Below are 12,407 nucleotides of genomic sequence, written 5' to 3' on the forward strand. Positions count from 1 at the left end.
CTATCGGATAATAGAGGCGACCAGTATCGTGCTAACGGGGAGTGGCTCAGACGTCGCGCTGTTTTATGGCAATCATGGAGGCGAAATTAAAGCACTGGAACCACACATCGACACTTTTGAAACCGACACTTTTCAGGCGCGTACGGTGGTCGTACAGAGTTTCGGGAATCAGTACATTTTCCAGTGCACTGCGCTTCTGGGCAATTTCCAGCGCGCTATAACCATTAGCCGCCTTGAAAGAGTGGTGCAGGTCAATCATCAGTTCATGGTGATCGATGTCGGAAAACGCCACTTTCTCAGACAGAATCAAAACGCCACCGGGGCGCAGCCCGTCGTAGATCTTCTGAAGAATGGTTTCCCTCTCTTCGGTCGCGATGAACTGCAGGGTGAAGTTCAGTACTACGACCGAGGCATTTTCAATGACTACGTTCTGCAGGTCGTCGCATACCAGTTGCACGGGAAGCTGACCGCTGTCCGCGGCCAGTACCGTGCGAGCACGCTCGATCATTGCGGTGGAATTGTCCACGGCGATGATTTCGCAGTTCGCCGCCGGAATCCGGTGGCGCATGGCCAGGGTGGCAGCACAGAGTGAGCTGCCCAGGTCGTAGCAGCGGCTTCCGGCTTGAGCGTAGCGCTCGGCCAGGGTGCCGATCATGGCTACGATAGTGGTGTACCCCGGTACCGAGCGCTGAATCATATCCGGGAAGACTTCTACCACGGACTGGTCAAAGGTGAACCCCGCCACCTGCCCCAGTGGGCTGGCGAAAATATCGTCTTTTTTAGTGTCGGACTTGCTCACGGGGTGGCTCACAATTTTTCTTCGTGCAGGTTCAGCGCCAGACCGGCGTCGCGCCCCTGGTTACCAGTAACCACCGCGGTACTGGCTTTTTCCGCCTGAAGGTATGTTCTGCCTACTCGCTGTAGATCTTCCAGGGTAACTTCGGTTACGCGGCGGCGAAACGCCTGGCGCACCTCATGGGTTCGGCCATACAGATTCGAGTGGAACGCCTTCTTGGCTTCACCGGCGGGGGAGCCGGGTTTGTCCATGCCGCCCACGACACCGAGAATGGCTTCTTCCACCTGCAGATCGCTGTGGGATTCGTTCAACAGCCATTCCACGGATGCATCGAAATCGTTCAGGGTTTCCGCCATACGCGGGTCGCGGTACGAGTAAAAGCGGAAAGCACCGATGGTGGCGTCGTGGCTGGCTCCACCACCGTAGGCGCCACCTTGTTCGCGAATGGTGCGGTGCAGGTAGCCATTGCGCAGGAAGCCGCCAAGCACCGCCAGTGCGGCCGCGTCCGGGTGTGACATGGGCACGGTGGGGTAGGCTTTGGCACAGAAGTTTACCTGGCTGTTGGCCACCCACATCTCCTGTACCGGGGTTGCGGTAAAATCGTCTTTGTCAGGGCCGTAATGGGTCCCATTCCCCTTGGTCAGCGGCGTCAGGGCATTGGTGAAGTCCGTCAGCTTGTCTTCCTCGCCAATCAGCAAAAACTGGCGTTCTGCGCCGAGTATTTTCTGGTGAATGCCATTGAAGGTGCCGGCAAGATCCTCGAGGCCCGCACTACTGTCGAGACTCTTGATCAGTGCTTTCAGTCGGCGCAGTCCCTGAAGGCCGCCGAACTCGTGGCCGTCGGCGGCGGCGCGGTTGAATCCCGCACTGGCTGCGGCCATGGCAAGGGCGTGGCCATTCCCGACAACGGATTGCTCCCGTCGGGCAAGGGTCTGCAACAGCAACTCTTTAATACGCGGCAGCTCGTCAAAGCGGACCTGCTCCATGGTGGCCTGCATCAGTTCCGTAAGGCCGGACTGATTGGCGGCAAGTGCTTTACCGGACAGAATGAAATGGCCAGTCTGGCTGTGCAGGTCCTCGAGCCCGGTTCGCTGACTGGTAAAGCTATGCAGGGAACCGGCAACCGCCGCCTGCCATTGTTGGACCTGCAGGTAGTCTTTGTCGCCGAGGCCGACTTCACTCAGGGTCTGGCAGTAGTAGGGCAGCAGCAGGCGCTCCTCATCGGTAAAGTCGGGCAGGGAGGCCACCAGTTGCTGGTATACCAGCCCATTGGTGCCTGCGCTGTAGCGGCTGACCTTGTTGCCATTGACTTCGATTGTTTCGCCATCCACACGGGGCAGCTCTGGGGGGATGTCTTCCACGCCCACTTTAGGAAGTATGGACTCGTCATCCTTACGCGACTGGCGCTCCGCCAGAGCCTTGGCGGTCTGGATGATCTGCTGTTTTTCGCCCTCTCCAAGGCGAGCCTTGATGTCCGCCAGGCGTTTCTTCTCTGCCTGTTCAGCGCGCGTGGCCATATCTGGGTCGGGGGCCAGTACCAGTCGCACCCGGTGCTGGTTCTTCAGCAATAATTCCCGCGCGGCATTGGCGATAAACTTCGGATCTTTGATCTGCTCGCGCAGTTTTTCCAGAGTGGCATCGATATTGAGCAGGCCGATGGCGTCACCCCGGTGGGTGGCGCCTGAAAGCGCGGTCAGAATTAGCTGCAGGCCGTAGGGGTAGCCGTCGCCGCCGATTTCTCGTTGCTGCAGCTCCAGCTGGTGTAGGGCGGAGGAAACCTGCTCATAGGGCACGCCATTTTCCGCAACGTCCTCAAGGACTTTCAGAACCTGTTGCTCGAATTCGTCTGCTCGCTCCCGCTCACTGCCTTCAATGCCACATACGAACACCAGTTCACGCTGGCTGTCGTCGAGCCCGCACAGGGGGGAGGGGGACTGCCCCAGTTCACTGGTTTCCAGCAGGTGCATCAGCGGAGAGGCGCTGTTGTCCAACAGTACGCCGGATAGCAGGTGGGCGGTCAGTGCCTGCTCGAGATCTGTTACGTCACCCAGCAGCCAGCCGAGGACAATATGAGTTTTCTCTTGCAGGCCTTCTTCGGCTGGCAGCGGGTAATGTTCTTCCACCCTTACCGGTGCTACGTAGAGCTTTTCCCGGTCAACACTGATGATTTCGTCGAGTTGGTCAAATTTGTGCAGGGCTTTCTCTTCAAAAATTGCCTGGTGCTCGGCGGCCGCGATGTCACCAAAGGTCATGAAGATGGCATTGCTCGGGTGGTAATGGGTGCGATAGAAGTCCACCAGCTGCTCGTAGCTGAGGTCGGGGATATCCGCGGGTTCGCCACCGGAGTTGTAGTGGTAGGTGGTGGTGGGGAACAGGTATTTACTGAGTTTCTGCCACAATTGTGAGGTGACAGAGCTCATGGCACCTTTCATCTCGTTAAACACCACGCCCTTGAAGACCAGGTCGCTGTCCGTATTATCTGCTTCGGCGAATTCCAGGCGGTGGCCTTCCTGAGCAAAATCCAGAGGGTCCAGCTTGGCGAAAAATACGGCATCCAGATATACATCCAGCAAGTTGTCGAAATCCTTGCGATTCTGGCTGGCGAACGGGTAGGCGGTCCAATCGGAACTGGTGAAGGCGTTCATAAAGGTGTTCAGTGAACGCCGTATCATCATGAAGAAGGGGTCGCGCACCGGATACTTGTCGCTGCCACACAGGGCGGTGTGCTCCAGAATATGGGCCACCCCCGTCGAGTCGTGGGGAACGGTGCGCAGGGCTACCAGGAACACATTTTCGGGGTTGTCCGCGGCAATATGCAGGTGCTGGGCACCGGTGCGGCGGTGACGGTACTCTTCCACGCGAACGCCAAGGGACTCGATCTCGGCACTGGTCATCGGTTCGAAGGCGGGGTGTGCGTTGCTCAAAAGTCAGCTCCAGTGGTAATTAGCGGTCGCCCTGGCGCTACGTTTTCGCCAGGGCCGAATCGGCGGCCATTTTAGCGCCGAGTGGTGACGAAATGACAGGGTTGACACCGGGTTCACCGGTGCGACACTTCCGGCCGCGTTGTACTTATCGTTAGACATGACGCAATAAATGTAGTCGATGGGAGATTGTGCGTTGAACTGGATGGATTTTGCGAGCCTGGCAGGGTTTTGCTTTACCTGGGCCGGCTATACGGTGTTTGCCCGCCGCAAGGCCAAGACGGCCTGGTGTCTGGCTTCCTCCATGCAGTGGTACCGGGTGGAATGGATGCTGCGTATGCTGGACCGCGATATGCGTATGCCGGATGCGGCCATCCTCAGTAATCTCGAGCGGGTGATTGGCTTTTTCGCATCGACCAGCATTCTGATCCTGGCCGGTCTGGTTACCGCACTGTCCGCCAACAGTGCTGCGGTTGCTGTATTGAGCAGCCTGCCATTCGCGCAGACCACGACCGTAGAGCAGTTTGAATTGAAGGTGTTGGCTCTGATACTTATCTATATTTTCGCCTTCTTCAATTTTACCTGGTCCCTACGCCAGTATTCTTTCGCGAACGTGTTACTGGGCGCTGCGCCGGCGGTAGATGAGCAGGATGTAACCCGCGAGGAGCGTCGCCGTTATGCCATCAGTGCCGCCAAAGTAATTGACCAGGCCGGGCACAGCTATAACTACGGTCTGCGCTGCTACTACTTTTCAATGGCGGTTATGGGCTGGTTTGTACATCCCCTGCTGTTCGTGCTCGGTTTCCTGGCGGTAGTGTGGGTGTTGTACATGCGAGAATTTCGCTCCCGCACTCTGCAAGTGATCCTCGCTGCCGAAGGGCGCTCGCTGGATCAGGCGCGAGAAAAGTAGGCGCTTGTGGAAGACCGAAATTTCGACGACCTTGCAGAGCGCTTCCGAAAGCGGATTTACGGTGGGCTCAAGGGCGAGATCCGTTTGGCGGTGCTGCAACGGGATCTGGCTGATTATGTCAATTTTGATTCTGCAGATGGCGAGCGGCCGGTGGTACTGGATGCCGGTGGTGGACAGGGGCAGTTTGCGCTGGATCTCGCTGCGGCGGGCCATCGTGTCTGGATTACCGATATTTCCCAAGCCATGCTGGATCTGGCTGACGAGCAGGTACAGGCGCGAGATCTCCAGTCGCGGGTGTCGCTTGTCCAATGCCCGTTACAGCAACTGCGCGGAATGGCGGAGATCCCCCCCGCGGATCTCGTACTGTGCCACGCGGTGCTCGAGTGGTTGGGGGAGCCTCAGCAGGCTCTGGTCCATTTGGCCGAATCCGTCAAAGCCGGCGGTTATCTTTCGCTCACTTTCTATAATCGCCGCGCGCTCGAATTCCGTTTGTTGCAACGGGGAAGTCTGCGGCAACTGGATCGGCATCTCGATAGTGGGACTTGGGGAGGTCACCCCGGCAGCCTCACGCCGCAGAATCCATTGTTGCCGGAAGATGTGAAGGACTGGGTGGCGCAGGCGGGCCTGTCTCTGGTGGCGCACAGCGGTATTCGCTGCTTTCACGATTTCATGACCCCGGAGATGCGCGACAAGCTGCCAGAGCACGCCATAGTGGAAAAGGAGTTGGTCTATTCCCGGATCGATCCTTATCGTGCCCTGGCGCGATACGTCCACCTGCTCTGCAGAAAGGTGTAGGTTTGCCGTCCGATTATTCGCCCAGCTGTTTCAGCAACAGCGCCTTGGCTGCGTTGATACGGGATGCCAGATAGTCGTTGCCGCCGCGATCCGGATGGAATTTCTGGATCAGCTTGCGATGGGCTCCGATGATTTCCTCACGGCTGGCGTTGGCAGACACGCTTAAAATACGGCGGGCCTCGGCGACTGTCAGCGGTGGTTCAGGATCCGGTTTGGTTTTCTTTCCCCCCCCGGTGTCTCCCTGTTCTCCGTTTGCCTTTTCCTGCTGCTTCTGTGCCCGGGCCTGGGCGTGCTTGGCGATCAGGGGGGCAATCCAGGGCAGGTGGCGGCCAAAGGTGCGCCACAGCCGATTGACGATAGGGAGCACCACGGCGACTGCGGCCCCCACCCAGTGCAGGCGGCCGGTAACTGCCAGAAGCACCGCTGCTAGTGCCAGCGCGATCAACACATACTGGATAAGAAGTTTGCGCCGCTGCTCCGGCGGGCTGTACTTGAATTTCTGGATCGCCAGCCAGGCAAAAATACCGACGGCGATTAGCAGGATCATGCGGCCCAAGGTGAACTACTCCAGGCAGAGAAGGTGACGTCAGGTCGCAAGGGTATCAGATGTCGATGCGAAAGCCGACGGCCATAAAGCTGTCATACTGCTGGCGGGCGACGGCATTGCTATCGTCGTAACCGTTTTCCCAGTACAGGCGCACCCGCTCATTCCAGCGATACTGAACACCGAGGTAGTACTGGGCCAGTTTATAGCGGTTGGCGTCGACCAGTGCGGCGTCAAATTCCGGGTCATCGGAAACCAGATAGTTGTGGCCGCCATAAACGGAATAGCAATTGTCTTTTCCCCAGGTGTAGCTGAGAAAGGATTCTGACCCTTTGGCATCGAAGAAGTTGGTGATGCCGACAACCGAGCCTGCCGGAGCGAGCTCGTTATTCTGGGAGCGCTGGAACACCACTGCGCCGTAAAAGCCTTTGGCAAAAGCCTCTTTGCCGTAGTACATACCCAGCGCCGTGGTCCAGTCGTTACTACTTGAGTTGATCGGGTAGTTGCTATCAATCAGTACGCGCTCGCCGCTGGAGAGATCATACACAAGTCCATTGTCGGTCTGGATATCCAGTTTGACCCGATTGTAGGCGGCACCGATAAAGAAGCCGTCACCAATATCGGCGCGGTACACGGCGGCAATGCCGTGGCTGATACCGTATTCGCAATCACCGTGGGGGCACTCCAGTTCCATACCCGGGCCCAGGTCCACGTTGATCTCAAGGTCCGCCACGTGCGCCGCGTACTGCACCCCGATTTTGAATTCGCCCGCTTCCGTTTCCCAGGATTTACGCCAGGCCAGGGCACTGTCCGCACGGCCGGTTCCGGTAACACCGCCATCGGTGCCCAGAGCATAAGTACCGCTGGCGAGGCCGCCGGAGACGTTGTACCAGTCGGTGATGTAAGTCACTTCGTAGTACACACCCCACTGTTTGCCCGCGGAAAATTCCCCCCACTTGGGGTGTTTGGCAAAGCCGTGTCCCTGTCTGAGGTAAAGTGAGCGTTGTGTTTCACCGAGTGCCGCCTGCTGGTCGCCCTGAATTACCACATTCCCCGCAGAGTTGATCGCATTGACCCCCCACTCGACATTGAAGCCGGTATCCCAGAGATCGTAGGCAGGAACGTTGAGGCCAATTCGAATACGCGACGCGCCGTTTTGCATGGAGGTATCGCCGAAGCTGTTGACCATGTGGGCGGTCAGGTAGCCCTCCATATACAGGGTGACCTGATTGGACTGGTAGATAGGCACTGCTTGCGTTCCGGAGGCTGCGGTAATCGCGGTGGCGGCTAATAAAGTGCGGCGGAAATTTGGCATGATGGGGTGCTCGTTTGCCTGTTTTTCTGCGTACACGAATTTGAGGGTCGGGCAATCGATACAAATCCGTATTTTTGTAATTGCAAAAATAGACCAGCTGGCCAGTCTGGTTTGTCATAATGATGGGACTTCGCAGAAATGGCATTGGCTACATTTTTTTTGTAGTTTTAGCCGCAATCGGATGGACACTGGATTACGTTCAGATTGATTGGTTACCTAAGGGGGAGACACATTGAGTGAAAGCCAAACGCTAAGCCGCCAGATGTTTGGGCTAACCGTGCGAAAAAATGCGCACCCGGATATGCGCAGGTTGCGTCGCGAGGCGGGCGACGCCAGTCTTCACGGGAACAAGTTCTGGAAGAGTTCCTGTCTCACCATGGACTACCTGAAAAAGCACCCGCTCAAGAAGGGGGCGAGGGTGCTGGATCTGGGCTGTGGCTGGGGCCTCGGAGGGATTTTTTGTGCCAAGCAGTTTGATGCCAGGGTGACCTCACTGGATGCTGATCCCAGTGTATTCCCCTTTGCGGAATACCACGCACAGCTTAATGGCGTGGAGATCACAACCTGGCGTTGCCGCTATGAGAAAGTCACTGCTGCCGCGCTGCGCGAATTTGATGCGGTAATCGGTACGGATATCTGTTTCTGGGATCAGCTGGAGGCACCACTCTACAATTTGACTCGTCGGGCGCTGCGCGCGGGTGTCGGCCGTGTGATGTTGGTGGACCCCGGGCGGTCACCTTTCCGGCGTCTCGGCGAGCGCGCTGTAGAAAAACTCGACGCCCAGTATTTCGAGTGGCAGACTCTCCGCCCAATGAAGGCCTCGGGGTGCATTATGCTCGCAGGCAATGAATAGATCCGCTCGTCCACGGCAAATCGAGGTATACCATGCAGTTCGACAAGTCTCGTATCCCCACTCCCGAAGATGCGCTTCCGGGGCGCGCCGAAGCAATGCCAATCAGTGGCAAGCACTTTGTCTCTGGGCATTCGATGGTGGAACCATTTCCGGAAGGGTTAGAGCTGGCGGTGTTTGGCATGGGCTGCTTCTGGGGGGCCGAACGTCTGTTTTGGGAGATTGAAGGTGTTTGGGTAACCGCGGTGGGTTATGCCGGCGGTATTACCCCTAACCCGACTTACCAGGAAGTCTGTAGTGGTGGTACTGGCCATGCGGAAGTGGTGCTGGTGGTGTTTGACCCGAAGGTGGTCAGTTACGACGAATTGCTGCGCCGTTTCTGGGAGGAGCATGATCCGACCCAGGGGATGCGTCAGGGCAATGATCTGGGCACTCAGTACCGCTCGGTAATCTACACCTACGGATCCGAGCAGGCGAAACAGGCCAAATCATCGGAAGCAGCCTTCCAGCAGGCATTGCAGCAAAAAGGCTACGGCGAAATCACCACAGAAATTCTACCCGCTCCGACGTTCTACTATGCGGAAGAAGATCACCAGCAATACCTGGCGAAAAACCCGGGCGGGTACTGCGGGTTGGCTGGAACCGGTGCCTGTTTGCTCCGGTAAGCGTGTTGTCGTCGTACCACCGACGGGCAGCGACTCCTCTAAGGGCGTCAGGCGGAAGCGGCGGTGTTACGCGGATATAGAATATGCGCACACCAGTCGCTCCAGCTTCCCGGGTACAGGCGCGCCGCGCGCCCGATCAGGAACAGGGAGAACAGGTTTACACAGGCAGTGACTCCGGATCCACAGTAACAGACGATATCATCGTCTGCCGGAATACTCTGCCAATGTTCCTTCAGTGCTGTAGTAGGGCGCAGCATCCCGTCTTCATCGGTGATGGCCTGCCACGGCTTGTTGATGGCACCAGGGATATGCCCCGCAATAGGGTCGATGGGTTCTTCATTCCCCAGAAAGCGTTTGCTCTCGCGCGCATCCACCAGTTGCCACGGTGGGGTATTCAGGTGGGGGTAAATGTCGTCGTAACTCAGCAGATCCTGCGCCTCCGCTTTCGCGGAAAAATTACCAGTGGCCAGGGGTTGGGCTTCGCCGCTCTCGGTATCCAGTTCCGCCCGTTTCCAGGCTCCAAAACCGCCATTCAATATTGCCACGCGCGTATGACCGAAGTGCCGCAGTATCCACCAGGCTCGTGCGGCAAAGGCGAAGCGTTGGGCGTCGTACACCACAACCTGGGTATCGGAATTAATACCTTTGGTACGCGCAAATTCGGCAAACTGTTGCGGTGAGGGGAAGGGGTGTCGACCGCCATAGCGATCACAGGGGGCGGAAAGGTCCCTGTGCAGACTGGCGTACTGGGCGCCAGGAATATGTTCTTCGAGGAAGGCGTTGGCCCCAGCCTCGCTATCTGCCAGATCGTACCGGCAATCCAGAATGACCACGTGGCCATCCGTGTCTTGGTGTCCCTTTTTATGCGCCAGTAGTGCCGCCAGCTCGGAGACTTCAATCACACCCTGATAGTTCATAGCTACTGCTTTTTTATCGTCATTATGGGCATCAAATTAAGCCTCCGCAGCGCATTTGTCCAGCCTCTTGATAGGGGGTGGGAACTGGCCAGGCCGCAATAGTGGCCGGCAGTGCAGGATCTCTTAATACAGCTCGGAATATCGGTTGCCGCCCGGCGTCTGTCGGTGTCGCTGGGCTTCGTCGCGCGCGTTTCCTGCTCCCTCCGGGGCGTCCTCTGATTGAGGGGTGTCCTGGCTGGCCGGTGGGGTCGGTGTCGCTGTTGATGTTTCTGCGGGGATACTTGAGCTGGTCTGGCCGGTTTGCGTTTCTTCAGTGGGAGTGGGAGCGGAATCCTCTTGCTCCTGCTGCTTTCTCAGCTCGGTAATTTTCTGCTCCAGTTCCTTTTGGCGCGCCAGCTCGGCCTCGCGGCATTGGGCAACAACATCCGCGACAGGCTGGTCCGGGTTATCGAGAAAGTCTGCGGCCGCCTGCTCTGCGCAGTCGCTCGCTGAAATTACGTCGTGCGCGAGGTGTGGGAAGAGTACCCACTGGTGATTCGGCAATTTTTTTCGGGCTTTGTTTGCGTCCTCGGCAGATAGAACTGGGTCCAGCGCACCGTGCATGACCAGCGCCGGGATAGCTGTCTGCACTGCTCTCGACTCCACCATCGGTGCGGAAGGAATGGCCCAAATGCGACACTGCATCTGCATCATATCGATATCCGCGCGAACCGAACCGCCGAGAATGCCACTGGTGGCGGCAAGATTGCGGGCCTGCTGGAAGTCAACGAAGGGTGCTTCTTCATAACAGAAGTGGCTGATACCGGCGGCGTCGCCAAAGTTCGGGTCCAGTACCAGCCCCATGAAACTGGCGATCGCGGGTTTCAGCAGTTCTGCCTGCTCCGACTCAAGTTCCTCAATGATCGCGGGGAATTCCCGGTAGAAATTCTCGTTATAGAGGGCCTGAAACAGTACGCGCAACAATCGCTGGCCGGTCAGAACAAAGTCGTATTGTTGCCCGGGGTGGATATTTCCAGTGCTGACGACAAGGGGGGATTCGTCCAGCGCCTGCACACGGGCTTCAAGTCGCTGCTCCAGATCCGGGTAACGCTTGTTGCACTCACGGTCATTGCGGCAGTGGTCGACACCGCGACGATAGGCCGCCACCACATCTTCCGGCAATTTCTGGGTATAGATGATGTTGGGAAATACCGCGCTGTTCAGCACCATAGCGCGCACCGATGCGGGAAAATCCCGGGCTACGGTCAGTGCGTAGCGGGTTGAATAGGAAACCCCATACAGATTGAGCTTGGGTACACCGAGGGCCTTGCGTAGCTCCTCGACGTCCCTGGCGACCACCGCGCTATTGTATTGTGCCAGGTCGGCTTTCTGGCTGAGTCGGCTGTAGCAGCGCTCCATGCTGTAAGTAAAAACCCGGGCTTCTTCGTCGGTGCTCAGGTTGCGCGTAAACGCAAGATCGGCGTCCTTGATAAATTCTGTGCAGGCGAGCTTGGGTGCGGCCATGCCCGTGCCCCGTGGATCCATCACAATCAGGTCACGGCCATCTTCTACACTCATGGCTGAATAGTTCACCCACAGCCAGTCGCTGGCATTTTCCGGCTCCAGCCCCATGCTGGCACCTGGCCCACCGGCGCCCAGGTGGAGCAGCGGCTCCTTATCAGGGTCGCTGATTTCTGCAAAAAAGCGCACCACCGGAAACTGGATCTTGCGACCCGCAGGCTTCTGATAATTTTCCGGTACCTCCATCATGAAACACTGCGTGGTCGGCCAGCTGGCCTCGGCATCAAACCAACAGGGTTTCGCAATCAGCCGGCTAGGGGAGGGTGCAGCCGCTTGCTTGTCGGGGGCACACGAAGCCATGAGCGCTGCCAACCCCACCAGACACAGTGCACCAAGGCCGCGGAATGTCTGCTGTGGAAAATGGAAAATCAGGCGTAAGGAACGTAATGGCATAGGGAAATTCTGATAGTGGTATGAGCCGGCCCGGGGTCGGTCATTCCGGTCGCAAGCGGGCGATCGGAGCAGACAGGTTCCAGCGCAGTGCCGCCAGCCGGATTGAGAGTGTAACGAGAACCGCGATGGCCACCACCGCCTCGCCGGGCAACACGGGGATGTCGTCCAGTATTACCAGAGCCGCGGCGCCACTCAAGGCCGCTGTGGCATATATCTCCCGGCGCAACAGCAGCGGGATATCTCCGCATAGCAGATCCCGGATCAATCCGCCGAAGGTTCCGGTCATCACCCCCATTACGATCGCAATTGCCGGGGAGTACCCAAGGTCCAGTACTTTCTGTGTGCCAATCACCACGAACACCGCCAGTCCAGCCGCATCGGCAATCATCAGCAGGCGCATGGGCACACGGAGATAGCGGATAACGTAAAAACTGATTACGCCGGTAACGACCGCGATCCATAGATAGTAGCTATCGGTCAGCCAGAATACCGGTACATTCAGGATCATATCCCGGGTGGTACCACCGCCGGTGGCGGTGACACAGGCCAGGACCACAGCGCCAAACAGATCCATCTGTTTGTGGCCCGCCGCAAGTACACCGGTAAACGCGAAGACCACGATACCGATCAGGTCGCACCAGTAGAGAAGTTGTTCCATCGAATCCGGCTCGCATCAGTTCCAGAGTTCCAGTTCGGTGATCCAGGCAGAGTGTCGCTGGCAGTGAATCTGGAGGAGAAGGA

The 12,407-nt window shown here is 57.7% G+C and carries 11 protein-coding genes; 4 read left to right on the forward strand and 7 right to left on the reverse strand.

Annotated features, from left to right (window positions below):
- Positions 1-46: 46 nt before the first annotated feature.
- Together cmoA and AU11_RS01885 are read right to left on the reverse strand one after the other, a co-directional pair.
- Positions 47-799 carry a carboxy-S-adenosyl-L-methionine synthase CmoA gene (gene cmoA, locus AU11_RS01880; protein WP_043317900.1) on the reverse strand — a complete coding sequence of 251 codons (753 nt, stop codon included), beginning with the start codon at positions 797-799 and terminating at the stop codon, positions 47-49.
- Positions 800-807: 8 nt separating this feature from the next.
- Positions 808-3,690 carry an insulinase family protein gene (locus AU11_RS01885; protein ID WP_081847992.1) on the reverse strand — a complete coding sequence of 961 codons (2,883 nt, stop codon included), beginning with the start codon at positions 3,688-3,690 and terminating at the stop codon, positions 808-810.
- A gap of 232 nt (positions 3,691-3,922) precedes the next feature.
- On the opposite strand from AU11_RS01885, the gene AU11_RS01890 reads away from it, so the two are divergent.
- Positions 3,923-4,627 (forward strand): DUF599 domain-containing protein, encoded by a 705-nt coding sequence (locus tag AU11_RS01890; RefSeq protein ID WP_051686864.1) that lies wholly within the window; start codon positions 3,923-3,925, stop codon positions 4,625-4,627.
- A gap of 6 nt (positions 4,628-4,633) precedes the next feature.
- Complete coding sequence (locus AU11_RS01895) at positions 4,634-5,422, forward strand: methyltransferase domain-containing protein (RefSeq protein ID WP_043316014.1); 789 nt, start codon at positions 4,634-4,636, stop codon at positions 5,420-5,422.
- Positions 5,423-5,435: 13 nt separating this feature from the next.
- On the opposite strand, the gene AU11_RS01900 is transcribed toward AU11_RS01895, so the two are convergent.
- Together AU11_RS01900 and AU11_RS01905 are read right to left on the reverse strand one after the other, a co-directional pair.
- Positions 5,436-5,969, reverse strand: coding sequence for a molecular chaperone DnaJ (locus tag AU11_RS01900; protein ID WP_231491709.1), 534 nt, complete (start codon positions 5,967-5,969; stop codon positions 5,436-5,438).
- Between the two features lie 55 nt (positions 5,970-6,024).
- On the reverse strand, positions 6,025-7,281 hold the full coding sequence (locus AU11_RS01905; protein WP_043316018.1) for a porin: 1,257 nt from the start codon (positions 7,279-7,281) through the stop codon (positions 6,025-6,027).
- A 232-nt stretch (positions 7,282-7,513) separates the two neighbouring features.
- Between AU11_RS01905 and AU11_RS01910 the strand changes: the two genes are divergently transcribed.
- Positions 7,514-8,134 carry a methyltransferase gene (locus tag AU11_RS01910; protein ID WP_051686865.1) on the forward strand — a complete coding sequence of 207 codons (621 nt, stop codon included), beginning with the start codon at positions 7,514-7,516 and terminating at the stop codon, positions 8,132-8,134.
- Positions 8,135-8,166: 32 nt separating this feature from the next.
- Positions 8,167-8,796, forward strand: coding sequence for a peptide-methionine (S)-S-oxide reductase MsrA (gene msrA / locus AU11_RS01915; RefSeq protein ID WP_043316022.1), 630 nt, complete (start codon positions 8,167-8,169; stop codon positions 8,794-8,796).
- 47 nt (positions 8,797-8,843) lie between these two features.
- Here the strand turns inward: msrA and AU11_RS01920 are convergent, their stop codons facing one another.
- From AU11_RS01920 to AU11_RS01930, 3 genes are all read right to left on the reverse strand, one after another.
- Entirely contained in the window at positions 8,844-9,713 is an 870-nt protein-coding gene (locus AU11_RS01920; RefSeq protein WP_051686866.1) for a sulfurtransferase, read from the reverse strand.
- Between the two features lie 123 nt (positions 9,714-9,836).
- Positions 9,837-11,462: an alpha/beta fold hydrolase gene (locus tag AU11_RS01925; RefSeq protein ID WP_231491455.1), complete on the reverse strand. Its 1,626-nt coding sequence runs from the start codon at positions 11,460-11,462 to the stop codon at positions 9,837-9,839.
- A gap of 244 nt (positions 11,463-11,706) precedes the next feature.
- Positions 11,707-12,324: a trimeric intracellular cation channel family protein gene (locus tag AU11_RS01930; RefSeq protein WP_043316024.1), complete on the reverse strand. Its 618-nt coding sequence runs from the start codon at positions 12,322-12,324 to the stop codon at positions 11,707-11,709.
- Between the last annotated feature and the right edge of the window lie 83 nt (positions 12,325-12,407).

It is taken from the genome of Microbulbifer sp. HZ11, from assembly GCF_000708675.1.
In the GTDB taxonomy this organism is placed as follows: Bacteria; Pseudomonadota; Gammaproteobacteria; order Pseudomonadales; family Cellvibrionaceae; genus Microbulbifer.

Excerpts from the sequence above, each read along its gene's own strand:
- AU11_RS01885 (WP_081847992.1), bottom strand. The coding sequence starts at position 3,690 with ATGACCAGTGCCGAGATCGAGTCCCTTGGCGTTCGCGTGGAAGAGTAC.
- AU11_RS01890 (WP_051686864.1), top strand. The coding sequence starts at position 3,923 with ATGGATTTTGCGAGCCTGGCAGGGTTTTGCTTTACCTGGGCCGGCTAT.
- AU11_RS01900 (WP_231491709.1), bottom strand. The coding sequence starts at position 5,969 with ATGATCCTGCTAATCGCCGTCGGTATTTTTGCCTGGCTGGCGATCCAG.
- AU11_RS01905 (WP_043316018.1), bottom strand. The coding sequence starts at position 7,281 with ATGCCAAATTTCCGCCGCACTTTATTAGCCGCCACCGCGATTACCGCA.
- msrA (WP_043316022.1), top strand. The coding sequence starts at position 8,167 with ATGCAGTTCGACAAGTCTCGTATCCCCACTCCCGAAGATGCGCTTCCG.
- AU11_RS01920 (WP_051686866.1), bottom strand. The coding sequence starts at position 9,713 with ATGAACTATCAGGGTGTGATTGAAGTCTCCGAGCTGGCGGCACTACTG.
- AU11_RS01925 (WP_231491455.1), bottom strand. The coding sequence starts at position 11,462 with ATGATGGAGGTACCGGAAAATTATCAGAAGCCTGCGGGTCGCAAGATC.
- AU11_RS01930 (WP_043316024.1), bottom strand. The coding sequence starts at position 12,324 with ATGGAACAACTTCTCTACTGGTGCGACCTGATCGGTATCGTGGTCTTC.